The organism is Pararhodobacter zhoushanensis, assembly GCF_025949695.1.
Classification (GTDB): Bacteria; Pseudomonadota; Alphaproteobacteria; order Rhodobacterales; family Rhodobacteraceae; genus Pararhodobacter; species Pararhodobacter zhoushanensis_A.
In genome coordinates this window covers 2,908,499-2,934,099 of record NZ_JAPDFL010000001.1, presented here as the reverse complement: position 1 = coordinate 2,934,099, position 25,601 = coordinate 2,908,499, and the positions used below count along the sequence as shown (strand labels likewise).

Sequence of the window (25,601 nt, the reverse complement as noted above, 5' to 3'; positions counted from 1 at the left end):
ACAGTGCCGCAACAGAAGAGGTACCCATGAAATCCATTCTCCTGACCGCGTCCGCTCTGGCTTTGCTTGCCGGTGCCGCCGCCGCTGACCCCGTGCGCATTGGCATTGCCGCTGAACCCTATCCGCCCTTTGCTGCCCCCGATGCGGCGGGCAACTGGGTGGGCTGGGAAGTCGATATCATCAACGCCGTCTGCGAAGCCGCCGCGATGGAATGCGAGATCACCCCGACCGCGTGGGACGGGATCATCCCCGCGCTGGTCTCGAACCGGATCGACGCGATCATGGCCTCGATGTCGATCACCGAAGACCGGCTGCAGACCATTGATTTTTCGGACCCTTACTACAACACGCCGACCGTGATCGTCGGTCAGCGCGACATGGAAATGGACGCGTCGCCCGAAGGCATGGCTGGCATGGTGCTGGGTGTTCAGGTCTCGACCGTGCACCAGACCTATGCGCAGCAGTATTTCGAAGGCGAGACCGAGATCCGCACCTATCAGACGCAGGATGAGGCCAATCAGGATCTCGCCTCGGGCCGGATCGACGCGACGCAGGCCGACAGTCTGGCGCTGGACGAATTCCTCAGCTCGGACGCCGGGGCGTGCTGCGAGCTGAAAGGGGCCGTGGCGCATGACGAGGCGATCCTGGGCTCGGGCGTTGGCGTGGGGCTGCGCAAAGGGGACGATGCGCTGCGCGAGCAGTTCAACGCCGGGATCGCCGCCATCGTGGCGAATGGCGTTTATGACGAGATCACCGCGCGGTACTTCGCAACGTCGATCTACGGCCAGTAAGCGTTGCTTGACTGGCTTTATTCGGTGTGGCCGGGGCTTGAAGCCTCGGTCACGCTCTTGTCGCTCGAGCCTCCGGGCTGGGGGGCAACCTTTTGCGTGGGGCCGCAAATTCGCTGATCATCGCGCTGGGGGCCTTTGCCGTCGGGTGCTTCATCGGCACGCTGGGGGCCTTGGGCAAGCTGGGTGGCGGGCCGGTGACGCGCGATCTGCTGGCGGTCTATACGACCGTGGTGCGCGCGGTGCCCGAGCTCATCCTGATCTTGCTGCTTTATTATGCAGGCACGGATCTGCTGAACCAGCTCCTGCAACTTCTGGGCCAGCGGCCGATCGAGATTTCCGGCCTTGCTGCCGGGATCGGCGTGCTGGGCATCGTGCAGGGCGCCTATGCGACCGAGGTGCTGCGCGGGGCGATCCAGTCGGTGCCGCGCGGTCAGCTGGAGGCGGCGCGCGCCTATGGCATGGGGCCGGTGCAGACGTTCCGGCGGGTGACCTTTCCGGCGATGTTGCCGCTGGCGCTGCCGGGGCTGTCGAACCTGTGGCTGATTGCGACCAAGGACACGGCGTTGCTGGCCATCGTCGGCTTCAGCGAGCTGACGCTGGAGACGCGGCAGGCTGCCGGCTCAACCCGCGCGTATTTCACGTTTTTCCTTGCCGCCGGGGCTTTGTACCTGTTGATGACGCTGCTGTCTGGCCGCCTGTTCGGGTGGCTTGAGACGCGGTTCCGGCGTGGACAGGCGGGGGCGCGGGCATGAGGCGTGACTGGCTGCAACCGCATCGCGTGGGGCTGATCGCCGTTGCGCTGGGGGTGATGGTCTGGGCCGGGCTGGCGATGCGCTGGGACTGGATCCCGCGCTATGCCGAGCTGGGCGCGCAGGGCCTGTGGCGCACGCTCTGGCTGCTGGCCCTGTCGCTGCTCATCGGCTTCAGCATGGCCCTGCCGCTGGGACTGGCGCAGGCGGCGGGGCCGTTCTGGCTGGCCGCGCCCGCGCGCTGGTTCTGCACGCTGATCCGGGGCACGCCGCTCTTGTTGCAGATCTGGCTGATTTACTACGGGCTGGGCAGCCTGTTCCCGCAATACCCGTGGATCCGCCAGTCCGAGCTGTGGCCCTACCTGCGGCAGGCCTGGCCCTATGCGCTGCTGGCGCTGTCGCTCAGCTATGCGGGATACGAGGGCGAGGTGATGCGCGGCGCGTTCAAATCGGTGCCGCATGGCCAGCTAGAGGCCGCGCGGGCCTATGGCCTGTCGCGCTTTGCTGTTTTCCGGCGCATCTGGTTGCCGCAGGCGCTGGCGCGCGCGCTGCCGACCTTGGGCGGCGAGACGGTGTTGCAGCTGAAAGCGACGCCGCTGGTGGCGACGATCACGGTGATCGACATTTACGCGGTCGCCAGCCGGGTGCGGCAGGACACATTCGTGATCTACGAGCCGCTGTTGTTGCTGGCGCTGATCTACCTGATCATCGCCGGGCTGATCGCGCTGGGGTTCCGCTGGCTTGAGCGGCGGTTCACGCGCGGGCTGGCCTGACGCACTGCCCGCAAATGAGGCACTTCACGAACGGCTGAGGGGTGGGAGGCGCTGCTGCATGGCCAAGCCCGGGCAGCGGTCCTAGGTTGATCCTGTAAAGACAGGAGCAATCATGCGGCTGATGATCGTGAGTGATCTCGACGGGACGTTGCTCGATCACGCGACCTATTCTTTCGCCCCGGCGCAACCGATGCTGGACTGGCTGGCGGCGCATAATGTGCCGGTGGTGTTGGCGTCCTCCAAGACCGGGGCCGAGATTGCCATGTGGCAAGAGCGGCTGGGCCTGCAGCGCTGGCCGGCGATTGTCGAGAATGGCGCGGCGGTGTTTGACGGGCGGTTCGACGACACGCCCTACCGGCGGCTGCGCGCGGCACTGGCCGGGATTGACGCGCCGTTTCAGGGCTTTGGCGATATGAGCGTGGCCGAGGTGTCCGCTGTCACCAGCCTGCCACCCGCCGAGGCCGCGCTGGCGCAGACCCGCGCTTATTCCGAGCCGGGGTTGTGGCTGGGGGATGACGCCGGGTTGGCCGGGTTCCTGACGGCGCTCGAAACACGCGGCATCAGCGCCCGGCGCGGCGGGCGGTTCCTGACGCTGTCCTTTGGCGGCACCAAGGCCGGGCGTCTGGCTGACCTCAAAGCGCAGGTGCGGCCTGACGTGACGATTGCGTTGGGCGATGCACCCAACGACGCCGAACTTCTCTGCGCCGCCGACCACGGCGTCGTGGTGCGCAACACCCACGGGCCGGGCCTGCCGCCGCTGCCCGGCGAAGACGCGGGGCGAATTCTGCGCACCCAAGCCGAGGGGCCTGCGGGCTGGCGCGAAGGGCTGGAGGCCGTGCTGCGCGGGCTCGGCGTGATGACACAAGGAGACCGGCTCGATGGCTGACTTTCACCAGAACGGCAATATCGCGCAGTTCCACAACCTGCGCACCCGCTCGCTGGAAGAGCTGGAATACCGGCTCGAAACCTTCGCCCAGACGCGCAAGATCAGCCTGATTCTGCCGTCGCTGTTCTCAGAACTGGAAGGCGATGCGCTGCAGAACATCCTGGGTGAGCTGTCAAAGGTGAAATACCTGCACCGCATCATCATCGGTCTGGACGCCGCCAGCCACGCGCAATACCTGCACGCCCGCCGTTTCTTTGCCCGGTTGCCGCAGAACCATGTGGTGATCTGGAACGACGGCCCGCGCATGAAGGCGCTGATGGAGCGGCTGGAGCCGCACGGGCTGGGGCCGATCGAGCCGGGCAAGGGGCGCAATGTCTGGGGCTGTCTGGGCTACCTGATCGCCTGCGCCGACAGCGCGGTGATGGCGATCCACGATTGCGACATCGTCACCTATCACCGCGAGATGCTGTCGCGGCTGGTGTATCCGGTGGCGCATCCGGCGTTTCCCTATCACCTGTCCAAAGGGTTTTATGCCCGCGTCGGCAATGACCGGCTGGGCGGGCGCGTGACGCGCAACCTCGTCAGCCCCTTGCTGATCTCATTGCGCAAGGTGCTGGGCCCCAGCGATTACATCGACTATTTGCGCGCCTTTCGCTACCCGTTGTCAGGCGAATTCGCCGTGCGCACCGCGACGCTGCCCGATCTGCGCATGCCCTCGGACTGGGGGCTGGAAATCGGCGTGCTGTCCGAGGCCTGGCGCAATCTGGGGCCGCGCGCGGTCTGTCAGGTCGAGATCGCCGATCTTTACGACCACAAGCATCAGGATCTGTCAGCCGAGGACGCGCTGGGGGGCCTGAACCGGATGTCGATGGACATCTGCAAGGCGATCTTCCGCAAGATGGCCGCCGATGGCGTGGTGCTGTCGCCCAACATCTTCCGCACGCTCAAGGCGACATACTATCGCCGGGCACTCGATATGCTGGAGGTCTACTCGCACGAGGCGCAGATGAACGGTCTGACCTTCGACCGCCCGGCCGAGGAACGCTCGATCACCCTTTTTGCCGAGAATATCATTCAGGCGGGCCAGATCTTTCTGGAAAACCCGCAAGAGCTGCCGTTCATTCCGAACTGGAACCTCGTCCACGCGGCGGACCCGAGTTTCCTGAGTGACTTCAAAGCGGCGGTGGCAGCGGACATGGCCGACAGCGCCCCCGCATAGAGCCTCAACCGGTGTTGGTTATCCAGCGGCACTGATAGGGCGCCATCGGGATCACCCCGTCGGCGATGATCGCCTCATCACTCAGCAGATCGCGCCAGTCTTCGTCGTCGATCAGGTTGAGGTCATAGGCGTCCAGCTCGATATTCTCGGCCGAGACATTGTGCAGCGCAAAGATCGACTGGCGGCGGTCCAGCGACTGACGCCAGACGCCCAGCAACCGGTCGTCGATCTGCAACGTCAACTGCGTGGCGTTGGGATGGAACGCCGCCTGCCGCGCGCGGATCTTGAGGCGGCGCCGCATTTCACCCAAGACCTGCGCCTGGTCGCTGGCCGGATCGGCCAGCGCCGCGCGCAGATCGGGATAGTGCCAGCGATGCCGGTTGATCGCCCGGTTCATGCCGCGCCTTGAGACGGCCTCATGGTCATTGGGCGTGGCGAGCAGGGAATGCAGGTAGAAAGCCGGGATGCCTTCAAGCGACATGGCGACGGTTTGCGAGCACAAAAAGCGCGGGATCTTGAGCGCTTCGTCACCCGCAAAGGTGCGGCTCATCGCGTCGAAGAAGGTGCAGTTGATCTCATAGGGGGCCTGTGCGCCGCCGGGCAACGAGCGCATCGATACCAAACCGCCTGCGTCCTGCACGGCGGTGATCATCTGGCCGATCTCGTCCTGCGGCAGAATGCCTTCGACCGGGCGCATGCCGATGCCATCATGGCTGGCGGAAAAGTTGAAATAGGCGCAGCCCAGCGGGGCGGGCGGCATGGTGCGCAGCCAGCGGCGCAGATAGCGCACATTGCTGGCCAGAACGGCGTGCAGCACCAAGGGCGGCAGCGGGAAATTATAGACCATATGCGCCTCGTCCCGGCGGCCGAAATAGCTGAGGTTCTCGGCCTTGGGGACGTTGGTTTCGGTCAGCAGGATGACCTTTTCCGTGGCGAAATCGGCCAGCACCCGCATCAGTTTGACGATGGCATGGGTCTGCGGCAGGTGGATCGAGGGCGAGCCGGGTATCTTCCACACAAAGGCCACGGCATCCAGCCGGATGATGCGCACGCCCTGATCGATGTGAAAGCGCAGGATGCGCAGGATCTCCATCAAGACGGCTGGGTTGCGGAAATCGAGGTCAACCTGATCATGGCTGAAGGTGCACCAGACATGACGGGGGCCCATGGTGGTGTCGACCTTCCGCAACAGCGGGGTGGTGCGGGGGCGGACGACGGCGCTCAGGTCATCCTCGGGCGAGGCTTCCATGAAGAACCGGTCGAAGGGGGCCTTGCCCTGCCGGTAGTCGTTGAACCATGTGCCCTGCGACGAGACATGGTTGAGCACCATATCCGACATCAACATGAACTCGGACCCGATCCGCGCGATGTCGGGCCAGTCGCCCAGCGTCGGATCGACCTTGTAGTAATCGGTGACGGCAAAGCCATCGTCCGAGGTATAGGGGAAGAACGGCAGGATATGCACGCCGTTCACCGCGCCCTTGAGATTGCCCTCGACGAAATCCAGCAGCAGATCCAGCGGCTTGTGCTGCCCGTCGATGATCGAGTTGCCATAGGTGATGACCAGCGCATCGCGCTCGGACCACAGGTTGTTGGACGGGCGGCGCGGACGCTGACGGCGTGGACGGGCATCGGGCCAGAAGGCGGTGATGACGTCGCGGGTCAGGGCCAGCGGATCCTGCCCGGGATAGAGCCCGCGCAACAGGGTTGAGAGACGGGTGCGAAGGCTGGGGGCGTCGGTGGGGGCGGCGATCGGTCTGCTCCTCGGGTTTTCCACAGGAGTCTATCGCCTATACCTCAGCCGTAAAGCGCTGCGGCCTGACTTGGTGCCGGTGCGTTCCGTGAGTGCCTGTGTGATGAGCGCCTAACCTCTGGTGTGGTGAAAAAACCGCAGGTCGAGGGGGCGCTGCCCCCCGCCGGGCCGTTCCGGCCCGCCCCCGGGATATTTGAAGAGCAAAGAGGCGCGGTTAACAAAACGTTAATGCCGCTCTTTGCTCTTCAAATATCCTCCGGGGTGAATTCGGCGTCAGCCGAAGAGGGGGCTGAAGGCCCCCTGAAACACACGCAAAGACCTGCGCGCGGGCGTGCCCGCGCGCGCCGCCTTGATCCTCAGATCCATTTTGCCAGCGGCGGCAGGCTCATCAGCACGGCGTTCGCGTCGTGGCCGGTTTCCAGACCGAACTTGGTGCCCCTGTCGTAGACGAGGTTATACTCGGCATAGAGCCCGCGGTGGATCAGTTGCGCTTCGCGGTCGGCATCGGTCCAGGGGCTGGTCCGGCGCTTTTCGCACAAGGGGGCGAAGGCGGGCAGGAAGGCGTCGCCCACCGCGCGGGTAAAGGCGAAATCGGCGTCCCAGCTGTCGTGATCGCTGCCGCCCGAATTCAGGTCGTCATAGAAGATCCCGCCGACCCCGCGCGCGCGGCCTCGGTGGGGGATGAAGAAATACTCATCCGCCCAGGATTTGAACCTTGGGTAATAGGCCGGGTCATGCGCGTCGCAGGCGCGGTGCATTTCGGCGTGGAAATGCGCGGTATCGTCGGGGTACTCAAGACAGGGGTTCAGGTCGGCCCCGCCGCCGAACCACCACGCCCCCGGCGTCCAGAACATCCGCGTGTTCATATGCACCGCCGGGCAATGCGGGTTGCGCATATGGGCGACAAGGCTGATCCCCGAGGCCCAGAAGCGCGGATCATCCGCCATCCCCGGCACGCCGCGCGCCGCCATGGCCTTTTGCGCGCGCTCGCCCAGCGTGCCGTGCACGGCGGACCAGTTCACCCCGACCTTCTCGAACAGCCGCCCGCCGCGCATCACTGACATGATGCCGCCCCCGCCGCGGCCTTCGTCGCGGGTGGTGGGCGTGACCTCGAACCGGCCCGGTGGCAGGTCGCTGTCGGTGCTGTCCTCAAGCGCCTCGAAACGCGCGGTGATCGTGTCACGCAGGCTGCGGAACCAGTCGGCGGCCTGAGTTTTGCGGGTGTCGAAATCGGTCATGCGGCTCTCCCTGTCGGGGATGGTTTGGGGTGCCCGGATGCCCGGCGGAAGCGCCGGGAGGTCGCGGGCGAAGGGCGTATTGAGGGCAAGATGAAGCTCAGGGCGCGCGCCAGTCGACCCACCGGCCGTGGAAGTCGGCGCGGCCGAGGTCGATGGTCTGATCGCCGGGCCAGAGGCGCAGGGTGAGGCCTGCGCCGAGGGATTGCCCGTCGGCCTCGTAGCTGAGCCAGGCGAGCGGGGCGTCGGGGGTGGCTGTGGCACCGGCGGCCGCGATCAGGGCCGTACCGCGCGCCTGCACGGCGGCGGGGAAGTATTGCCAGGCGATGGTGCTCCAGATCAGGTGCAACTGGCCGGGGCGCGGGGTCAGGCGGGGCTCAAGCCAGTCGATGGCGTCCGCTTTGGCCGGGCGCGGCGGGCTGGCGGCGATGGCCGCTTCGGTCAGCGCCTTGCGGTGGGGCTGGTCGGGCCAGAGATAAGCCAGCAGGCGGAGGCGCTGCGCCGGGTCGGTAAGGTCGATCGGGTTGAGATCGACGCCGGCGCGCTCGGTAACGCGCACCGTTGACGGGGCAGGGTGCGGGCCGCGCCAGTCGGGCGTCAGGGTGAGAGCCGGATCGGTGGGGCCGAGCGTCGTGGTGCCCAGGTCGAGCGCGAAACGGTCCCAGTTCAGGTTGAGCCCGGCGCTGGCCCCCAGCTCGCTGAACACAAGCGGCAACGGATAGCGCGCGGCGAGCCAGTGACCGGTGGCGATCAGCACGGCAGAGCGGCGGACCTCGTTGGTTTGCGGCGCGCTGTCGATAAAGCCGTCGATGAACGCCGCGTCGGACGCCAACGCGGCGTGCACGGCCTGCCAGAGCGTGTCATCGTCGCAGGCGTTGGGCGGATACACCGCCGCCAGCCCCGCATGCCCTTGCAGCACCAGCGCGTGCAGGGCACCGGCCAACCGCAGCGAGACCGAAGCCGCGTTCGACGTCAGATCACCGGGCCAGTCGAACAGGCGCCGGGTGAGGGCCGTGTCTGGTTCCAGACGCTCGGCCAGCAGCGTGCAAAGCTGCGCCATGAAAGGCGAGCCGAGGCCCGCGCAGGCGTCGGCCTGCTGCCGCAGGGCATGGCGCAGACGGTCACTCATTTGAAGCGATCCGCGAGGCGTTGCAGGGCCGAGCGGGTATCCTCAACCGGCGCTTCGGGTGCAGGCGGGGTTTTCGCCACCGGCGCAGGCCGCCCGGCGTTGCGCGGCGGCGCGGTGCGTTGCGCCACAGCGTTCTGGAACTTGGCCCCGTCGCCCGCTGCCAGGTGATCCGCCCCGTCCGAGATCCCCCGCATCAGATCGTCCAGCCAGTCCTCATCCGCCTTGGCGAAGTCGTGCAGCACATAGCCCGCCACGGCATCCTTGTTCCCCGGATGGCCAATGCCCAGCCGGACACGCGCGTAAGCTTCGCCGATATGCTGATGGATCGAGCGCAACCCGTTATGCCCGGCATGCCCGCCTCCCTGTTTCAGGCGCAGCTTGCCGGGTGCAAGGTCCAGCTCGTCATGCAGCACGATCACATCGTCGGGCGTCAGCTTGAGATAGCGCATCGCCTCGCCGACGGACTGGCCCGACAGGTTCATGAAAGTCTGCGGCTTGAGCAGCAGCGCCTTGTCGCCGCCCAGCCGCCCCTCGGCGATCTGGCCCTGAAAGCGCGCTTTCCACGAGGTAAAGCCGTGGTCCGCGGCGATACGGTCCAGCGCCATGAAGCCGATGTTGTGACGGTTGCGCGCGTATTGCGCGCCGGGATTGCCAAGGCCGATGATAAGTTTCATGCGCGCGGTTCTAGCGCGCCGCCGCAGGGCTGTCCATTCGGGCGCGCCGCGTCATCGCATTTGGTCGATCAGGTTGAGCCGCTCCAACGCGCCATGCACAATGGCGCAGGCCATCACGTCGTTGGTGGCACCCTGCTGGGGCATGTGAACGCGGGCCATGACGCGGCGCAGGTTCAGCTGTTGTTCGGGCTCGAGCCCAGGGAGGCGGCTTTGCACCAACGGCACCAGCGTCGCGCAATCGGCGGATACGCCGGCGACCGGCAACAGGGTCATGTCCCCGACGCTGAAACCCTCGCGGGCCATTCTGAGCATGACCTGATCACAATCGGCCGGCGGCGGGACGGCGTAGACGCCGGGGGTGGTGATGGTCGAAAGCATCTCGGCCAGCCGATTGGCTTGCTGCACGGTCAGCTCGGGGCCGCGCCGCTCGATCCAATTGAACAGCGCCGCACAGGTCAGCGCCTCGGGGCCGTCAACGCGCACATCCGGACGGGTTCCGGGGTTGGGAAAGACCAGCGGGCCGGGATCGGGCTTGCCTTGCGCCAGAGCGGGCAGGGCGAGGGCGAGCGCAGAGGCAAACGCCAGCACGGGTTTGAGGGCAGCGGCCAGACGGGCGTGGGATGCCATGCGCAAATCTCCGGTACTCAGGGGCGCGTCTGTCGCGCGGACGGGCGCGAACACGGGTAACGCAAGGGTTGCAAAGATGCAGGGCCGTGGCAAATCAAAACTGGGAAACAGTGGGCACGGCACTGTCAACTCTCTGACCAGCAACAAAAAACCCCGCCCGAAAGGGCGGGGTTTCAAGAACGTGCCACGGTCGAGGATCAGGCCTCGGCGGCGTCTTCTTCTGCGTCACCGTCTTCAGCATCGGCCGACCGCAGACCCGAGGGTGCCGCGATGTTGGCGATGACGAAGTTCCGCGCGATGGTCGCTTTCGCGCCTTCGGGCAGGGTGATGTCTTCGATGTGGATAACGTCACCGATGTTCTTGCCGGTCAGATCGACCACCAGCTTCTCGGGGATGTCACCGGCCAGAACGTTCAGTTCGACCTCGGGACGGACCACAACCATCGTGCCGCCACGCTTCAGGCCGGGGGCCGCCGCGTGGTTTTCGAATTCGACATGCACGAACAGGTTGATCCGCGAGGTGCGGCGAAGGCGCATCAGGTCGACGTGCGTCGGCAGATCCTTCACAACGTCCCGCTGAACGGCGCGCGCGATGACGCGCACGTCTTCCTGGCCCTCGACTTTGAGGTTCCAGAGCTTGGACAGGAAGCGGCCCTCTTTGAGGCGCTTGAGAAGGTAGTTATAGTTGAAGTCGATCGAGATCGGCTCTGCGCCGCCCCCATAGACCACACCCGGAACTTTGCCGTCACGACGAGATTGACGAGCGGCCCCCTTGCCTGTCCCCGTCCGGACCTCGGCGATCAGATCAGGGATCTCACCAGCCATATCGGTTCTCCTAAATATCTGTTTCACTCGCCACGCCCCTCCAAGGGTGGATGCGCAGCCGCGCCGCCATAGCCCATGCTCCGCTCAAAGGAAAGCGCATTCTTGCGCCGCGTCGCGCTGGACCTTGCCGCGCGGGCGTGATCGGGTGCGCGCAGATCCAACCACGAGACAGCCATGCCCTCCTTTGCCCAACTCTCTGCCTCGCGCGGTCCTGCCGCCTGCTTCGTCGCCATGGGGCTGGTCTGGGGCGCGTTCATGGCGGCGATGCCCGACATCAAGGCGGGGCTGGGCGTGGACGATGGCACGCTGGGTCTGCTGCTGATCTGGGGCTCGGTCGCGGCGATCACCATGATGACCCTCGCGCCGCGCATCGGCACCGCGCTGGGGCGCCTGGCGCTGCCCGGCTTTGCGGCGCTGATGGGGCTGTCGGTGGCGCTTATGGGGGCGATGAGCACGCCTTTGGGCTTTGTGTTGGCGCTGATGACCATGGGCATCGCCAGCGGCGCGCTGGATGTGTTCATGAACGCGCGGCTCTCGGCGATCGAGGCGGCGCGCGGCCAAAGCCTGATGAACCTCAACCACGCGCTCTATTCGCTGGCCTTCGCCGCTGCCGCCGCCCTGACCGGCGTGGCCCGCGCCGCCGGGGCGGGGGCGGTCACCACGCTGAGCGTCACGGCCGGGCTGGTGCTGCTGTTATCGCTCATCGCCATCGAGCGTGACGGGCGGATCGAGGGGCTTGGCGGCCGTTCCAGCCCCGGCGGACGCGCCGTGCTCGGGCTGGTGCCTTATCTGGGCGGCGCGTTGATCCTCGCAGGCCTGATGAGCGAAAACGCGGTCGAGGCGTGGTCGGCGCTCTATATCGAACGCGATCTCGGCGGCGCGGTCGGCTCGGGCTCGCTCGCGCCGGCGCTGATGGGGTTGACAATGGGGTTGGGGCGGCTGGCCGGGCAGGGGCTCTCGATGCGTCTGCCTGAGCGTCGCCTGCTGTCGGGCGGGCTGATCGTGTCGGTCTGCGGTGTGCTGATCGTGGTCGTCGCCATTGGTCCGCTGATGGCCTATGCGGGCTTTGTGGTCTTGGGTTTTGGGGCGTCGGTCGTGGTCCCCACCGCGCTGGCGATGACCGGGCGCCTGTCGGATCCGCAATCGCGCAGCCGGGCCATCGCCCGCGCGACGGTGATCGGCTACGGCGGCTATTTCCTCGGCCCGCCCGCCCTCGGCCTCGCCGCCGAACTTGCCGGGCTGCGCACCTCTTTCGCGCTGATCGCCGGCGTCCTGGCGCTCGCTCTCCTCGCCGCCCGCGCCCTGTCAATCCGCGCAGCCGCCCATCAGGGCTGAGACATTTTCTGTCTAGAAATATCCTCAGGGGGTGAATGCGGCGTCAGCCGCAGAGGGGGCCGAGGCCCCCTTCTTGCGCGCCGCGAAAGCGGCGCGCCGGGTCGCCCAAGGGCGCGGCGGCGTCAGCCGTCTCGGCCGAGGGCGAAACCCGCCACCCTTTTAGACCCAGCCCTCAAAACAGGATCGACGCGCCCTCGGTCGCATCGGTCGCCCCGCCGCGCAGCCGGGCGAACAGATCGCGCCCGCAACCCCAGTCATTGGCGCTCAGGTCGGCGCTGACCGTTTCGCGCGCCGCAAACCCGTCTTCCAGCACCTCCAGCGCCCCGGTTACCGCGTCCAGCCGGACCAGATCCCCGTCGCGCAGCTTGGCGATCGGGCCGCCCGCTGCCGCTTCGGGCGCGACATGGATCGCCGCCGGAACCTTGCCCGAAGCCCCCGACATCCGCCCATCCGTCACCAGAGCCATCTTCAGCCCGCGGTCCTGCAGCACCGCCAGCACCGGCGTCAGCGAGTGAAGCTCGGGCATGCCATTGGCGCGCGGCCCCTGAAAGCGCACGACGACAATCGTGTCCTCGGTGAATTCGCCGGCCTGAAACGCCGTCTTGACCTGCGCCTGATCGGAAAACACCCGCGCTTTCGCCTCGATCACATGGCGCGACGGGTCCACCGCCGAGATCTTGATCACGCCACGCCCCAGATTGCCGCTCAACTGCTTCAACCCGCCGGTCGCCTGAAACGGGTCGCGGGTCGAGCGCAGGATGCGGTCGTTCAGGCTTTCGCCCGGTCCGTCGACCCAGGTCAGCGCACCGTCGATCAGCTTGGGCTCTTGCGCATAGCGCGCCAGACCCGTGCCCGCGACCGTCTCGACATCCTCGTGCAACAGCCCGGCGTCCAGCAGATCGCCGACCATATAGCCCAAGCCGCCCGCCGCGTGGAAATGGTTCACGTCGGCCAGCCCATTGGGATAGACCTTGGCCATCAGCGGCACCGCCTGCGCGACGGCGTCGAAATCTTCCAGCTCCAGCCGGATCCCCGCCGCGCGCGCCATGGCGGGCAGGTGCAGGATCAGGTTGGTGGACCCGCCGGTCGCCATCAGCCCGACCATGCCGTTCACAAAGGCCTTCTCGTCCAGCACATGCCCGGCAGGCCGCCAGTCATTGCCCAGATGGGTGATCGCCGCCGCGCGGGCGACGGCCGCCTTGGTCAGCGCCTCGCGCATCTGGGTGCCCGGATTGACGAAGGCGGCACCCGGCAGCATCAGCCCCATGATCTCCATCAGCATCTGGTTGGTGTTGGCGGTGCCGTAGAAGGTGCAGGTGCCCGGCCCGTGATAGCTGGCCATCTCGGCCGCCATCAGCTCTTCGCGCGTGGCCTTTCCTTGTGCAAAGGCCTGACGAACCTTGGCTTTCTCGTCATTCGGCAGGCCCGAGACCATTGGCCCGGCGGGTACGAACACAGCCGGCACATGGCCAAAGCTGGCCGCCGCCATCACCAGACCCGGCACGATCTTGTCGCAGACCCCCAGCCAGAGCGCGGCGTCGAAACAGTCGTGGCTCATCGCCACGCCCGCCGCCAGCGCGATGGTGTCGCGCGACATCAGCGACAATTCCATGCCCGCGCGACCCTGCGTGACCCCGTCGCACATCGCCGGCACACCGCCCGCGACCTGCGCGGTGGCACCGGCGTCGCGCGCGGCGTCGCGGATCAGTTGCGGGTACATCTCGAACGGCTGGTGCGCGCTGAGCATGTCATTATACGCGGTGACGATGCCGAGATTGGGCTGACGCGCCGCTGCCAATGCGTCCTTGTCCTGTCCCATCGCTGCATAGGCATGGGCGGCGTTCGAGCAGCCCAGATGCGCGCGGGCCGGGCCTTGTTCGGCGGCTTTGGCGAGTCGCTCAAGATACAGGCTGCGGGTCGGACGCGAGCGCTCGATGATACGCTCGGTGACGGTGCGGATGCGGGGGTCGAGGGTCATTGTGAGAATGCCTCTGCCTTTGGATGCGGGGGAGGGATCTGCGCGTCTGATACCTCGTTATCGCTAACGCTGCAAGAGTGAGGGCCGCAAGGGGCGCGGTGAAACCATCGCTGCACAGGTTTCGGGCATACCCGCCCGCATTGCAGGCAGGGGTCCGGCCAGCCTTGCATCCAACGCAAGGCTGCTTTGTGTATACATCACTGGTGTTTTGCTGCGTTGCGGCATAGGTATGTCTCATGCAAAGCGGGATTGGACCCGCACTGGCAAGGAGCCAAGGCCGTGACCGAGAACACTCAAAACCTGTACGAAATCAAAGAATTCGATCTGCTGACGCTGGAGCGTGAAGCCCGCGCCATGCAAGCGCGCGCCGTTGCGGACATGTTCAAGTCGCTGCGTCGCGGCGTTGTTGCCCTGTTCGCTCGCGGTGGCCAGGCGCACACTGCCTGAGACCTTACAGGTCGCGATCATCCGGTCATCCGGCCCTGATCGCTCAGACGTCAGCATCTGATCGACAATCCCCGCCCTGTGCCGCTCCCTCCGGCACGGGGCGGTGTCAGTTTATGCACTGTCGGTTTTGGCTTTTGCCGCGCGCCCGGCAGAGGTATGGGAGGGGAACCGTTTCAGAAAGCCCGCCATGACCTCGCTCCCCCCAGCCGCCCTATTGTCCGCCTGCGCCCCAAGGCCGAAGCCCGCGCCGTGCGCCACGGATTTCCGTGGGTCTATGCCGACGAACTGGTGCTCGACCGCCGCACCGCAGGGCTTGAGCCCGGCGCTTTGGCCGTGCTCGAAGACGCCGAGCGCCGCGAGATGGGGCTGGTCACCGTCAATCCCAAATCCAAGATCGTCGCGCGGATGCTCGACCGCGACCACGAGGCGCAGCTTGACGCCGCGTGGTTCGAAGAGCGCATCCGGCACGCGCTGGCGCTGCGCGAGGCGCTCTATGATCAGCCGTTCTACCGTCTGATCCATGCCGAGGCCGACCGCTTCCCCGGTGTGGTCATCGACCGTTTCGGCGATGTCGCCGTGATCCAGCCGAACGCGGCCTGGGCCGAGACCCATCTCGATACGCTGGTTGCCGCGCTTCAGGCGGTGACGGGGGTGAAAACGGTGGTCAAGAACGCGACGGGCCGTGCGCGCTCGCTGGAAGGTCTGTCCGAGGAAACCGTCGCCATGACCGGCGCGCTGGATGGCCCGGTGCCGGTGCACATGAACAACGCCGTCTACATGGCGGATCTGCTGGGCGGCCAGAAAACCGGCATCTTCTACGATCAGCGCGACAACCATGCTTTCGCGGCGCGTCTCGCCAAGGGTGGCCGGGTGCTGGACGTGTTCAGCCATGTCGGCGGCTTCGGGCTGGCGGCGCTCGCTGGTGGCGCTGTCTCTGCGCTGGCGGTGGACGGGTCCGAGCCTGCGCTGACGCTGGCCGCCAAGGGTGCGGCGGCGATGGGCGCGTCGGATCGGTTCGAAACCCGCCAGTCCGATGCGTTCGAGGCGCTGGAGACGATGGCCACCGACGGCGCGCAATTCGAGCTGGTCGTCTGCGATCCGCCCGCCTTCGCGCCCAGCCGCAAATCGCTGGACGCAGGCCTGCGCGCCTATGAGCGGCTGGCGCGCATGGCGGCACCGCTGGTCGCACCCGGCGGGTATCTGGTGCTGTGCTCGTGCTCGCACGCCGCGGACCTCGCGAATTTCCGCGCCGCCTGCACGCGCGGGATCGGCAAGGGCCAGCGTCAGGGGCAGTTGATCCGCACCGGTTTTGCCGGGCCGGACCACCCGATGCTGCCGCAGCTGGCCGAAAGCGGTTACCTGAAGGCGCTGACGTTCCGGCTTGACTAAGGTCTTCCTCGACACCTGCGTTCTGTTTCCGCCGATCCTGCGTGATCTGCTGCTGGGGCTTGCCGATGCCGGGCTGTTCGTGCCGCTGTGGTCCGAAGGGGTCGCGGCGGAATGGCTGCACGTCACGGCGCGCAAGGGCGAGCCGGGCGCGGCCGAGGCGCTGGCGCGGATGCGCGCGCGCTGGCCAGAGGGGCAGGGTGCGGCGGGGGATCTGAGCCTGCTCGACCTGCCCGATGCCGCCGACCGGCATGTGCTGGCGGCGGCGATTGCGGCGGGGGCGGATGTGTTGCTGACGCTGAACTTGCGCGACTTTCCCCGCCGGGCGCTGGCGCATCACGGGATCCGGGCGGTGTCGCCGGATGATTGGGTGATGGAGCTGTGGCTGGCGGGGCGCGAGACGGTTGAGGCCGAGGTGGCGCGGGTCTGGCCGGGCCTGTCGGGGCGGGCGCTGCGCAACGCGATGAAGAAGGCGGATCTGCCCAGACTGGGCCGCGCTTTGGAAGTGGATTGAAAAAGGGGCCTCGCGGCCCCCTTTGTCGTTTCAGCGCCCCCGGATCCGGGGATCGAGCGCGTCGCGCAACCCGTCACCGATGTAGTTCACGCTCAGCACCACCAGCGAGATGAACACACCCGGCAGCATCGCCCGCGAAGGGTATTGCTGCAGATAGTCGATGCCGTCGCTCACCAGCCGGCCCCAGGTGGGAAAGTCCGGCGGAAAGCCCATGCCCAGAAAGCTGAGCGCGCTTTCGGTGATGATGGCGGTGGCGATCATCAGCGTGGCCGAGACCATCACCGGCGACAGCACGTTGGGCAGGATGTGCCGCGTGATCAGCCGCCGGTTCGGCGTGCCGATGGACCGCGCGGCCAGAACGTATTCGCGTTCTTTCAGCGCCAGCACGTCACCCCTCACGACCCGCGCGGTGCGCATCCAGGAGGTGATCGCAATCGCGGTGACGATCATCAGGAACATGCCCGTCTCAACCCCGAACATCGCTGACAGCTTCTGGCGAAACAGCATCGACATGACCAGCAAGAGCGGCAACAGGGGCAGGGCGAGGAACAGGTCGGTCAGGCGCATCAGCGGGCCATCGAGCCGGCGGAAATACCCTGCCAGCACACCGATCAGCGCGCCAAGGAAGACCGACAGCACCATCGCGGCGATGCCGACGGCCAGAGAGACCTGCCCGCCCTTCATCATCCGGGCAAAGATATCCCGGCCCAGCTGATCCGTGCCAAAGGGATGCGCCCATGAGGGGCCCTGATTGCGCGACCGGATGTCGATGTAGGTCGCGCTGTACTCCCACAGGAACGGCCCGATAAAGCAGAACGCGCAGATCAGCAGGAACACGATGCTGCCGATAACGGCGCCGCGGTGGGTCTTGAACTGATCCCAGACGTCCCACCATTGGTTGCGGGGCGGGCGGATTGTGCCGACGTCAGTCATAACGGATCCTCGGGTCAAGCACGGCATAGAGAATGTCGGCGATGAGGTTGAAGAGAACGATCAGGATGGCAAAGACGACCGAGAGCGTCAGCACCATCGGAAAGTCCGAGGCATAGATGGCAATGATCAACAGCTGACCCAGCCCGTTCACGCGGAACACCTGTTCGGTGATGATCGCGCCGGTGAATACCGTCGGGATCCCCAGAGCGATGACCGTGACCACCGGGATCATCGAGTTGCGCAGGACGTGGACAAGGATGGTGACCCGCTCGGTCATGCCCTTGGCGCGGGCTGTGCGGACATAGTCCTGCATCATGTTGTCGAGCATCGAAGCGCGCATGAAGCGGGTGATCTGGGCCGCGTTGTACAGCGTCAGCACAAACACCGGCATCGCCATCTGTCTGAGCTGCAAGGCGAAATCATACCAGCTATCGACGACGAGGGTGGTGTCATAGATGATCGGGAACCAGCCCAGCCAGATCGAGAAGATCAGGATCAGAAGCGGCCCGGTGAAGAAGGTGGGCAGCGAGAACCCGACCATCGAAATGAACGTCCCGGCCTGATCGAACCACGAATATTGCTTGTAGGCCGAATAGATCCCGATCGGCAGGGCCAGCAGGATACCGAAGATATAGCTTAGACCGACGACCCACAGCGTCTGCGGCAGGCGCTGCGCGATGATATCGGCGACGGGCGAGCGGCTCTGGAACGAGATGATCCGTTGCCCCTCGATCGCAAGGCTCTGGATGCCGGTCAGGTTGGCCAGCACATGGCTGGGTTCGACGACCGAGAACAGGTAGAGCCATTTGAAGAAGCGGATGTACCAGGCCTCGCCCAGACCGAGGGCGATACGCATCTGCTCGCGCACTTCGGGCGGGATGGTCAGCGGCATGTCGGACATCGGATCGCCCGGCGACAGCTCGAGCAGCAGGAAGATCGTCAGAGCGATGAACAAAAGCGTCGGGATTGCCAGCAGCAATCGTCGAAGGGTGTAGTTGAACATGGGGAGCGGCGCCTTGGTTCAGCGTTCCAGGAAGGAAGGGCCCGCCCGAGAGGCGGGCCCGACGTGTTCGGCCGTTACTGGATGCGGTACCAGTCTGCGATGTTCCACAGACCCGAATCCCAGACGTTCAGCTGCACGCCGCCAAGGCTGTTGGCGTGGGCATCGACGCGACCACGGTCAACCAGCGGCACAACGACGAAGTTCTGAACCAGGATGTCGTTCAGCTCACGCGCGATGCGACCGCGATCTTCGATGGCTGCGGTCTGCGCCAGTTCATGGTGCAGGGCATCATACTCGGGATCGCAGAAGCGGTTGATGTTCTCACCCTGCCATTGGGTCGACGGGCGCGGTTCCAGACCACAACGCCAGGCGCCCAGATAGCTTTCGGGGTCGGTGCCGGTGAAGTTGTTGGCGTACATTTCCACGTCGGCATAGAACTTCTGGAACGTGTCGGGCGAACCCGGATCACCGCCGAAGAACACCGAAGCGTTCACGTTGCGCAGGTTGGCTTCGACGCCAATCTCACGCCACCACTGCTGGATCAGCGCCTGGAAGTCCTGACGCACAGCGTTGGTCGAGGATTGGTAATCCATCACCAGCCGCACGCCATCTTTCACGCGGATGCCGTCGGGACCGGGAACCCAGCCCGCTTCATCCAGCAGCGCACGGGCGCGGTCCAGATCCTGCGGGATGCAGTTGTCGTTGGCTTCCGACGCAAAGACCGGCGGGTTCGGAACGATGTTGCAGGCCGGACGACCCGCCGTGCCATAGCCGATTTCCACCAGCAGCTCACGGTCGATGGCGCGGCTCAGCGCTTCACGAACGCGGATGTCCGACAGGATCGGGTGCGGTGCTTCGCGGGTCGAGCGAATTTCCGGCGCCAGGCTCGGCGACGGATCGGTGAGGTTCATTTCGATCCGCTCAACCAGCGTACCGAAAGCCGAGACCGGCACGCCCTGACCGCCTTGGGCCATCGTCGCGATGACATCGGGGGCCAGCTGCAGGTTCCAGGCGTAGTCCATCTCGCCGGTTTCCATGACGGCACGACCGGCCGAGGCTGCGTCGCCGCCGCCTTTCAGGGTCACCGTCGCGAAGTTCGGCAGCATCGGATCGCGGAAGTTCGGGTTGGCTTCCAGCTGGATCACGTCATTGGGACGGAAATCCGTCACGCGGAACGGGCCGGTGCCGATGGGCGAGAAGTTCGCTTCGGTGCATTCCGGCGCACGGGCGCCGAGGCAGTTCTCGAACTGGGCGCGCTGGATGATCGGCGAGGCTGCCGACACGAACGGACCATACGGAACCGGCTTGGGCACGGTAAAGTGCACAGTCACCGTCAGGTCGTCGACCACTTCAACCGACTCGATGTCGTTGAAGTTGCGCAGCTGGGCGCAGCCGCCTTCGGGGTGCATGCAGTATTCGGCGGTGAAGGCCACGTCCGCCGAGGTCAGCGGCGTGCCGTCGGACCACAGCAGGCCCGGGGTGATGCGCCAGGTGATCGACATCAGATCTTCGGACACGCCGCCGTTTTCAACGGTCGGGATCTCGTCAACCAGCCACGGCGTCAGGACGCCTTCTGCGTCATAGCGCGCCAGAGGCTCCAGCACGATGCTGGACGCTTCCTGTTCCTTGGTGCCGCCCGACAGGTACACGTTCATGATCGACGGCGCTTGCCAGTAGATCAGGTTCAGGTGCCCGCTGTCTCCGCGATCGGCCGATGCCGCCAGGGGCATCAGCGCAACTGCGGCAGCCGCCCCCATCAGGGCTATTCTGCGTTTCATACAACCTCTCCTTGTTGGATCTCGTGTTTGATTGTGCTCGACCTCGGTGCCACCGGTTTGTCCGGCGGTCTGGGGTATAAGATGGCACGCTGCGAAATGACCGGGTGCGACTTCTACGGTCACAGGCTCGGTCTCGCGGCAGATATCCATCACCTTTGGGCAGCGGGTGCAGAAGTTGCACCCTTTGGGCGGGTTGGCCGGTGAGGGCACGTCGCCTTGCAGAACGATGCGATCCTTGCGGCGTTCCAATGAGGGGTCCGGTTCGGGCACCGCCGACAGCAGCGCCTCGGTATAGGGATGCGCCGGGTGGTCATAGAGCCGCGACACCGGCGCCAGCTCGACAATCTTGCCCAGATACATCACCGCCACGCGGTCGGCGATGTGACGCACCATGCTCAGATCGTGGCTGATGAACATGTAGGTCAGGCCGAACTGTTCCTGCAGCTCTTCCAGCAGGTTGACGACCTGCGCCTGAATCGACACATCCAGCGCCGCGATAGGCTCGTCACAGACGATAAAGCGCGGGTTCAGCGCCAGAGCGCGCGCAATGCCGATGCGCTGGCGCTGGCCGCCCGAAAACGCATGCGGATAGCGGTTGGCGAAATCACGGTTCAGGCCCACGGCATCCATCAGCTCATAGATGCGCTCGAGCTTCTTGGCGCGCGGCCAGTTGGTGTGCTCGTCCAGCGGTTCACCAATGATGCCCGCCACCGTCATGCGCGGGTTGAGGCTGGCCTGCGGGTCCTGAAACACCATCTGCATGGCCGGGCGTTTCTTGCGCAGCTCTTCCTGCGACAGGGTGGCGATATCGACGCCGTCGATCAGGATCGAGCCCGCCGTGGTCTCATACAGCCGCAGAACGGCGCGCCCGGCGGTGGATTTGCCGCAGCCCGATTCGCCAACGATCCCCAGCGTTTCGCCCTCATAGATGTCGAACGTCACGCCATCGACCGCCTTGACCGCCCCGACCTGCCGCCGCAACAGCCCGCCATAGATCGGGAAATGCAGCTTCAGGTCGATGACTTGCAGCAGTTTCTTGCGCTCGCTCATACCGGTACCCCTTGGTGATCCCAGTGGCAGGCCACGTCATGGCCATGGCCGATGTCACGGCGCTGCGGGTTTTCGGTGCCGCAGCGCTCAAAGGCATGCGCGCAGCGCGCCATGAACGGGCAGGCGGTGGGGTGGCGGCCCAGAATGGGCGGCTGGCCTTCGATCACGCGCAGCTTGGCATCGCGCGTGCCGGTCAGCTTGGGCATCGTGCGCAGCAGGGCGCGCGTGTAGGGGTGCGCCGGGTCGGCGAAAATCTCGCGCACCGGGCCGTGTTCGGCAACCTGTCCGCCGTACATCACCATCACCCGGTCGGCGATGCCCGCAATGACGCCCAGATCATGGGTGATCCAGATGATCGCCATGCCCAGCTTCTCGCGCAGCTCTTTCACCAGTTCCAGAATTTGCGCCTGAATGGTGACGTCCAGTGCTGTCGTCGGCTCGTCGGCGATCAGCACCTTGGGATCACAGGCCAGCGCGATGGCGATCATCACGCGTTGGCGCATGCCGCCGGAAAACTGGTGCGGATAGTCGCTCAGACGGCGGCGGGCATCGGGGATGCCGACCAGTTCCAGCAGTTCCACCGCCCGGTCGCGCGCCTTGGCCTTGGACAGGCCCATATGCTTGCGCAGCGGCTCGCAGATCTGAAAACCCACGGTGAAAACCGGGTTGAGCGAGGTCATCGGGTCTTGAAACACAAACCCCACATCCCGCCCCCGGATCGCGCGCAGCTTGTCTTCACCGATGGCGAGGAGGTCGATGTCCCCCAGCATGACCGTGCCTTCACGCACTTCTGCCGGAGGGGAAGGGAGAAGCCCCAGCAGGGACATCATGGTCACGGATTTACCCGAGCCGGATCTCGCCGACAACACCCAGAAGTTCACCGGGGCGAAGATCGAAGCTGACGGAGTTGACGGCATGCACTTCGCCGGAGCGTGTGCTGAAAACGGTCTTGAGGTCCTTGACGTCAAGAACCGGCGTAGCCCCATCGGGCATGCGCATCTCCCTGTTTGTTATTATCCCGTTCAGTAGGTCTGAATCGGCTGTTGTTTCGATGAGCTTGGCAACATTCAAACGACCTAGCAAGCCTAAATCCGTGTAGCTATACAGGTGTCTAACCCCCGGTTTGCGCAAACATTGTGCACTATGCGGCCCAGAGAGGCCGAATTTGCTTGGACTTGCGCCATAGACTTGCTGCTATGCGCCGCATGACCTTTCTATTCAGGCACGGCGAGAAATGACTGTGCGACACCCCGGAGAAACAGATGCAGACCCCCCAACAGACGACCCTTACGGCACGCGAAATTCTGGAACGGCTGATCGCCTTTCCCACGGTGAGCCGGGATACCAACCTGCCTTTGGTTGACTGGGTTCAGGACTATCTGGCGTCGCAGGGAATCAGCTCTGAGCGGATCCTGTCGCCCTGTGGGACCAAGGCGCATCTCTATGCGCAGGTCGGCCCGGACGCGGCGGGCGGGGTGATTCTGTCGGGTCACACCGATGTGGTTCCGGTGGATGGGCAGGCCTGGACGACCGACCCCTGGGTGCTGACCGAAAAGGACGGCGCGCTGTTCGGGCGCGGCACCTGCGACATGAAGGGTTTCGATGCGCTGGCGATTGCCGCGATGGTTGCCGCGACGAAAGCACCGCTGAAAAAGCCGCTGCAACTGGCGCTCAGCTATGACGAAGAGGTCGGCTGCATGGCCGTGGCCGATCTGGTCGAGGCGATGGTCGGTTCCGACCTGCCGCGCGCCGAATCGGTGATCGTGGGCGAGCCGTCGATGATGAAGGTGGTCACCGGCCACAAGGGTGGCGTCGGCCTGAACGTGCATATCCACGGGTTTGAGGTCCATTCCTCGATGCAGCCCTACGGCGTCAGCGCGGTGATGGAGGCGGCGCGGCTGATCGACTGGGCCAACCAGCAGAACGCAGCCAATGCCTTGGCAGAACCCAGCACGCTGGCCGCCCCGTTCGATCCGCCGTTTTCCACCCTGCATGTCGGCATGATCAGCGGGGGCACGGCGCATAACATCACCGCCAAGGACTGCGAATTCCTGATCTCGGTGCGTCAGGTGCCGGGCGATACCGGCTGGGGTGACAAGATCATCGCCGCCGCGCGCGAGATCGAAGCCGGGATGAAAGCCATCCGACCCGAAACGTCGATCGAGCTGTCGAGCACCTTTGGCGTGCCCGCGCTGGCACCCGAGCATGGCGGCCCGGCTGAAACGCTTTCGCGTCGTCTGACCGGCGACAATGGCGAGCATGTGGTGAGCTATGGCACCGAAGGCGGGCAGTTTCAGGTGCGCGGCTATTCCGCCGTCGTCTGCGGTCCCGGCGACATCGCGCAGGCGCACCAGCCCGACGAATTCCTGACGCTGGAGCAATTCGCGGCGGGGCAAGAGTTCATGGACCGGCTGATCGACGACCTCTGCCAATGAGCCGGATTCTGCTGGTCGAGCATCTGGACGACACGCCGCCCCCTGACCGGGTGCGGCTGTTTCTGGACCGGACCGGGCGGCGCTATGAGGTGCTGCGCCCGTTTGCCGGGGATACGCTGCCGGACGATCTGGCGGACATCGGCGCCGTCGTGATCTACGGCGGCGCGCAAGAGGCGTATCAGACTGAACTGTACCCCTATCTGGCCGATGAACACACCTTTATCCGCCATGCTGTTGCGGCGGATGTGCCGCTGCTGGGGATCTGTCTGGGCGCTCAGAACATCGCCTTTGCGCATGGGGCCGAGGTCCGGACGCGCACGGATGAAGCCTATGAATTCGGCTACTACCCGGTTGCGCCGACCGAAGCCGGGCGCGCGCTGTTTGGCGATGCGCCTACGGTGATGCCGCAGTGGCACTGGCACAATGCGGTGCTGCCCGAGGGGGCCGAGCTGCTCGCCTCAAGCGAGCTATTCTCCAATCAGGCGTACCGGCTGGGCTCGGCCTGGGGGTTCCAGTTTCACCCCGAGGTCACGCCCGAGGTGATGCGCTTCTGGCAAGGGCTCGACATGGCCCCTTGGGGCGCCCCCGGCGCGCAGACGCTGGCCGAGCAACAGGCGCTTATGGCCGCGCATGACCCGGCGATTGATCGTTGGTTCAACGGGTTTCTGGCGGAGTTCTTTGCATGACTGGCTTCCCCTTCGCCGGGCCTCTGGCCGTCGAGCATCAGGCGGCTTTGCCCAAGGCTGCCGATGTCGTGGTGATCGGCGGCGGCATCGCCGGGATCAGCACGGCGTGGGAGCTGGCAGGCAAGGGGCTGTCGGTGGTGGTGTGCGAAAAGGGCAGGGTGGCGGCCGAGCAATCGGGCCGCAACTGGGGCTGGATCCGGGTGCAGGGCCGCGATCCGGCCGAGATCCCGCTGGCGATCGAGGCCCGCGCGCTGTGGCAGCGCTGGTCTGATCGGCTGGGGCCGGATCTGGGCTACCGCCGTGTCGGCGTGACCTACATGGCCAAGACCGAGGCCGAGATGGCCGGGTACGAGGCTTGGCTGACCAAGGCCCGTGCCCATGATCTCGACAGCCGGATGATCACCGCCGCCGAGACCGAGCGCCTGATCAAGGCGGCACCGGGGACGTGGATCGGCGGGATGCACACGGCGTCGGATTGCCGGGCCGAACCCTGGGTCGCAGTGCCGATGATCGCGCGCGCCGTGGCGCAGGCGGGCGGCGTGGTGATCCGCGAAAGCTGCGCGGTGCGTGCGCTGGATATTCAGGCGGGGCGGGTGACCGGGGTGATCACCGAGCACGGGCGCATCATGGCCGATGCGGTGGTGCTGGCCGGGGGCGTGTGGTCCTCGCTCCTGCTGCGCTCAGAAGGGGTGTCGCTGCCGCAGTTGGCGGTCCTGTCGTCGGTATCGGCCACGGTGCCGCTGCCCGATATCGCCTCGGGCGCGGCGGCGGATGAGGACTTCGCGATCCGGCGGCGGGCGGATGGCGGCTATACGCTGGCCCCCGGCACCCGGCCGGTGATGTTTGTCGGCCCCGACGCGTTCCGGCACTTCAGCGCGTATCTCACCCTTCTGAAAGCCGACTGGCGGCGCACCAAACTGCGCCCCGCCGCACCCCGCGGCTACCCCGACGGCTGGACAACCCCGCGCCGCTGGTCCGCCGATCAGCCCAGCCCGTTTGAAGCGATGCGCGTGCTCAACCCCGCGCCGGACAGGAAGGCGATCGAGGCGGCGCGGGAGTCGTTTGCGCAGGCGTTCCCTGCTTTGGGAAAACCCGAACTAGCCGCCAGCTGGGCCGGGATGATCGACACCATGCCCGATGTGGTGCCCGTGCTCGACCACGTCCCGGCGCTGCCCGGTCTGGTGCTGGGCACCGGCCTGTCCGGGCACGGCTTTGGCATCGGCCCGGCCGTGGGCCGGGTGCTGGCCGATCTGGTGACCGGCAATGATCCGGGCCATGACCTCAGCCGCTTCAGATTTGGGCGGTTTTCGGATGGTAGCAGGGTGACGCCGGGGCCGGCCCTGTGACAAGCCTTGCTACCCTCGATTTTCCGCGCCAAGTTCACAGGTGAAGAAAC

22 protein-coding genes and 3 pseudogenes are annotated in these 25,601 nt (G+C 65.9%); 12 read left to right on the top strand and 13 right to left on the bottom strand.

What is annotated here, in order from left to right; translation table 11 throughout:
* The first annotated feature begins 26 nt into the window (after positions 1-26).
* From OKW52_RS14665 to OKW52_RS14645, 5 genes and pseudogenes are all read left to right on the top strand, one after another.
* A complete protein-coding gene (locus tag OKW52_RS14665) occupies positions 27-791 on the top strand; it encodes a transporter substrate-binding domain-containing protein (RefSeq protein ID WP_264506371.1) in 765 nt (254 codons plus the stop codon).
* A gap of 24 nt (positions 792-815) precedes the next feature.
* Positions 816-1,543, top strand: a pseudogene (locus tag OKW52_RS14660) (ABC transporter permease).
* On the top strand, positions 1,540-2,313 hold the full coding sequence (locus OKW52_RS14655) for an ABC transporter permease (RefSeq protein WP_264506369.1): 774 nt from the start codon (positions 1,540-1,542) through the stop codon (positions 2,311-2,313). Before OKW52_RS14660 ends, OKW52_RS14655 begins: the two are co-directional and overlap by 4 nt.
* A 112-nt stretch (positions 2,314-2,425) precedes the next feature.
* Positions 2,426-3,199 carry an HAD-IIB family hydrolase gene (locus OKW52_RS14650; RefSeq protein WP_264506368.1) on the top strand — a complete coding sequence of 258 codons (774 nt, stop codon included), beginning with the start codon at positions 2,426-2,428 and terminating at the stop codon, positions 3,197-3,199.
* Positions 3,192-4,418 carry a glycosyltransferase family protein gene (locus tag OKW52_RS14645; protein WP_264506367.1) on the top strand — a complete coding sequence of 409 codons (1,227 nt, stop codon included), beginning with the start codon at positions 3,192-3,194 and terminating at the stop codon, positions 4,416-4,418. The genes OKW52_RS14650 and OKW52_RS14645 overlap by 8 nt, the downstream gene beginning before the upstream one ends.
* 4 nt (positions 4,419-4,422) lie before the next feature.
* Here the strand turns inward: OKW52_RS14645 and OKW52_RS14640 are convergent, their stop codons facing one another.
* From OKW52_RS14640 to OKW52_RS14610, 7 genes are all read right to left on the bottom strand, one after another.
* Entirely contained in the window at positions 4,423-6,195 is a 1,773-nt protein-coding gene (locus OKW52_RS14640) for a sugar phosphorylase (protein WP_406622266.1), read from the bottom strand.
* A gap of 332 nt (positions 6,196-6,527) precedes the next feature.
* Positions 6,528-7,409, bottom strand: coding sequence for an oxygen-dependent coproporphyrinogen oxidase (gene hemF, locus OKW52_RS14635; protein WP_264506366.1), 882 nt, complete (start codon positions 7,407-7,409; stop codon positions 6,528-6,530).
* Between the two features lie 97 nt (positions 7,410-7,506).
* Positions 7,507-8,535 (bottom strand): DUF2332 domain-containing protein, encoded by a 1,029-nt coding sequence (locus tag OKW52_RS14630; RefSeq protein WP_264506365.1) that lies wholly within the window; start codon positions 8,533-8,535, stop codon positions 7,507-7,509.
* Positions 8,532-9,209 (bottom strand): aminoacyl-tRNA hydrolase, encoded by a 678-nt coding sequence (gene pth, locus OKW52_RS14625; protein ID WP_264506364.1) that lies wholly within the window; start codon positions 9,207-9,209, stop codon positions 8,532-8,534. Before pth ends, OKW52_RS14630 begins: the two co-directional genes overlap by 4 nt.
* A gap of 51 nt (positions 9,210-9,260) precedes the next feature.
* Complete coding sequence (locus OKW52_RS14620; RefSeq protein WP_264506363.1) at positions 9,261-9,836, bottom strand: hypothetical protein; 576 nt, start codon at positions 9,834-9,836, stop codon at positions 9,261-9,263.
* A 197-nt stretch (positions 9,837-10,033) separates the two neighbouring features.
* Positions 10,034-10,660 carry a 50S ribosomal protein L25/general stress protein Ctc gene (locus tag OKW52_RS14615; RefSeq protein WP_264506362.1) on the bottom strand — a complete coding sequence of 209 codons (627 nt, stop codon included), beginning with the start codon at positions 10,658-10,660 and terminating at the stop codon, positions 10,034-10,036.
* Between the two features lie 23 nt (positions 10,661-10,683).
* Positions 10,684-10,836, bottom strand: coding sequence for a hypothetical protein (locus tag OKW52_RS14610; RefSeq protein ID WP_264506361.1), 153 nt, complete (start codon positions 10,834-10,836; stop codon positions 10,684-10,686).
* Here OKW52_RS14610 and OKW52_RS14605 point away from each other — a divergent pair.
* Positions 10,835-11,995: an MFS transporter gene (locus OKW52_RS14605; RefSeq protein WP_264506360.1), complete on the top strand. Its 1,161-nt coding sequence runs from the start codon at positions 10,835-10,837 to the stop codon at positions 11,993-11,995. The genes OKW52_RS14610 and OKW52_RS14605 overlap by 2 nt on opposite strands.
* Before the next feature lie 172 nt (positions 11,996-12,167).
* On the opposite strand, the gene edd is transcribed toward OKW52_RS14605, so the two are convergent.
* Positions 12,168-13,973, bottom strand: coding sequence for a phosphogluconate dehydratase (gene edd / locus OKW52_RS14600; protein WP_264506359.1), 1,806 nt, complete (start codon positions 13,971-13,973; stop codon positions 12,168-12,170).
* 279 nt (positions 13,974-14,252) lie between these two features.
* On the opposite strand from edd, the gene OKW52_RS14595 reads away from it, so the two are divergent.
* The 3 genes from OKW52_RS14595 (at position 14,253) to OKW52_RS14585 (ending at position 16,320) form a co-directional block, all read left to right on the top strand.
* Positions 14,253-14,420: an RSP_7527 family protein gene (locus OKW52_RS14595; protein ID WP_164736692.1), complete on the top strand. Its 168-nt coding sequence runs from the start codon at positions 14,253-14,255 to the stop codon at positions 14,418-14,420.
* A 156-nt stretch (positions 14,421-14,576) separates the two neighbouring features.
* Complete coding sequence (locus OKW52_RS14590; RefSeq protein WP_264506358.1) at positions 14,577-15,809, top strand: RSP_2647 family RNA methyltransferase; 1,233 nt, start codon at positions 14,577-14,579, stop codon at positions 15,807-15,809.
* Positions 15,802-16,320: an RSP_2648 family PIN domain-containing protein gene (locus OKW52_RS14585; RefSeq protein WP_264506357.1), complete on the top strand. Its 519-nt coding sequence runs from the start codon at positions 15,802-15,804 to the stop codon at positions 16,318-16,320. The genes OKW52_RS14590 and OKW52_RS14585 overlap by 8 nt, the downstream gene beginning before the upstream one ends.
* A 30-nt stretch (positions 16,321-16,350) precedes the next feature.
* Here OKW52_RS14585 and OKW52_RS14580 read toward each other — a convergent pair whose 3' ends face one another.
* From OKW52_RS14580 to OKW52_RS14560, 5 genes and pseudogenes are all read right to left on the bottom strand, one after another.
* Positions 16,351-17,280, bottom strand: coding sequence for an ABC transporter permease (locus OKW52_RS14580; protein ID WP_406622265.1), 930 nt, complete (start codon positions 17,278-17,280; stop codon positions 16,351-16,353).
* Complete coding sequence (locus OKW52_RS14575; protein ID WP_127108738.1) at positions 17,246-18,256, bottom strand: ABC transporter permease; 1,011 nt, start codon at positions 18,254-18,256, stop codon at positions 17,246-17,248. The genes OKW52_RS14580 and OKW52_RS14575 overlap by 35 nt, the downstream gene beginning before the upstream one ends.
* Positions 18,257-18,330: 74 nt before the next feature.
* Positions 18,331-20,034: a peptide ABC transporter substrate-binding protein gene (locus OKW52_RS14570; protein ID WP_264507712.1), complete on the bottom strand. Its 1,704-nt coding sequence runs from the start codon at positions 20,032-20,034 to the stop codon at positions 18,331-18,333.
* A gap of 54 nt (positions 20,035-20,088) precedes the next feature.
* Positions 20,089-21,084 (bottom strand): annotated as a pseudogene (locus OKW52_RS14565) (ABC transporter ATP-binding protein); the annotation flags it as partial.
* Positions 21,081-22,077 (bottom strand): annotated as a pseudogene (locus tag OKW52_RS14560) (ABC transporter ATP-binding protein). The pseudogenes OKW52_RS14565 and OKW52_RS14560, both read right to left, overlap by 4 nt.
* Positions 22,078-22,346: 269 nt before the next feature.
* On the opposite strand from OKW52_RS14560, the gene argE reads away from it, so the two are divergent.
* The 3 genes from argE to OKW52_RS14545 are packed head-to-tail and all read left to right on the top strand — an operon-like array spanning position 22,347 to position 25,551.
* Positions 22,347-23,519, top strand: a complete 1,173-nt coding sequence (gene argE / locus OKW52_RS14555; protein ID WP_264506356.1) for an acetylornithine deacetylase — start codon at positions 22,347-22,349, stop codon at positions 23,517-23,519.
* A complete protein-coding gene (locus OKW52_RS14550) occupies positions 23,516-24,205 on the top strand; it encodes a type 1 glutamine amidotransferase (RefSeq protein ID WP_264506355.1) in 690 nt (229 codons plus the stop codon). The genes argE and OKW52_RS14550 overlap by 4 nt, the downstream gene beginning before the upstream one ends.
* Positions 24,202-25,551, top strand: a complete 1,350-nt coding sequence (locus OKW52_RS14545; protein WP_264506354.1) for an NAD(P)/FAD-dependent oxidoreductase — start codon at positions 24,202-24,204, stop codon at positions 25,549-25,551. Before OKW52_RS14550 ends, OKW52_RS14545 begins: the two co-directional genes overlap by 4 nt.
* Positions 25,552-25,601 lie beyond the last annotated feature (50 nt).

Coding starts and splice junctions, on each gene's coding strand:
- OKW52_RS14665 (WP_264506371.1), top strand. CDS start 27: ATGAAATCCATTCTCCTGACCGCGTCCGCTCTGGCTTTGCTTGCCGGT.
- OKW52_RS14550 (WP_264506355.1), top strand. CDS start 23,516: ATGAGCCGGATTCTGCTGGTCGAGCATCTGGACGACACGCCGCCCCCT.
- OKW52_RS14590 (WP_264506358.1), top strand. CDS start 14,577: ATGGGAGGGGAACCGTTTCAGAAAGCCCGCCATGACCTCGCTCCCCCC.
- OKW52_RS14620 (WP_264506363.1), bottom strand. CDS start 9,836: ATGGCATCCCACGCCCGTCTGGCCGCTGCCCTCAAACCCGTGCTGGCG.
- OKW52_RS14615 (WP_264506362.1), bottom strand. CDS start 10,660: ATGGCTGGTGAGATCCCTGATCTGATCGCCGAGGTCCGGACGGGGACA.
- edd (WP_264506359.1), bottom strand. CDS start 13,973: ATGACCCTCGACCCCCGCATCCGCACCGTCACCGAGCGTATCATCGAG.
- OKW52_RS14645 (WP_264506367.1), top strand. CDS start 3,192: ATGGCTGACTTTCACCAGAACGGCAATATCGCGCAGTTCCACAACCTG.
- OKW52_RS14610 (WP_264506361.1), bottom strand. CDS start 10,836: ATGGCTGTCTCGTGGTTGGATCTGCGCGCACCCGATCACGCCCGCGCG.
- hemF (WP_264506366.1), bottom strand. CDS start 7,409: ATGACCGATTTCGACACCCGCAAAACTCAGGCCGCCGACTGGTTCCGC.
- OKW52_RS14605 (WP_264506360.1), top strand. CDS start 10,835: ATGCCCTCCTTTGCCCAACTCTCTGCCTCGCGCGGTCCTGCCGCCTGC.
- pth (WP_264506364.1), bottom strand. CDS start 9,209: ATGAAACTTATCATCGGCCTTGGCAATCCCGGCGCGCAATACGCGCGC.
- OKW52_RS14650 (WP_264506368.1), top strand. CDS start 2,426: ATGCGGCTGATGATCGTGAGTGATCTCGACGGGACGTTGCTCGATCAC.
- OKW52_RS14570 (WP_264507712.1), bottom strand. CDS start 20,034: ATGAAACGCAGAATAGCCCTGATGGGGGCGGCTGCCGCAGTTGCGCTG.
- OKW52_RS14655 (WP_264506369.1), top strand. CDS start 1,540: ATGAGGCGTGACTGGCTGCAACCGCATCGCGTGGGGCTGATCGCCGTT.
- OKW52_RS14545 (WP_264506354.1), top strand. CDS start 24,202: ATGACTGGCTTCCCCTTCGCCGGGCCTCTGGCCGTCGAGCATCAGGCG.
- OKW52_RS14630 (WP_264506365.1), bottom strand. CDS start 8,535: ATGAGTGACCGTCTGCGCCATGCCCTGCGGCAGCAGGCCGACGCCTGC.
- argE (WP_264506356.1), top strand. CDS start 22,347: ATGCAGACCCCCCAACAGACGACCCTTACGGCACGCGAAATTCTGGAA.
- OKW52_RS14580 (WP_406622265.1), bottom strand. CDS start 17,280: ATGCCGTGCTTGACCCGAGGATCCGTTATGACTGACGTCGGCACAATC.
- OKW52_RS14575 (WP_127108738.1), bottom strand. CDS start 18,256: ATGTTCAACTACACCCTTCGACGATTGCTGCTGGCAATCCCGACGCTT.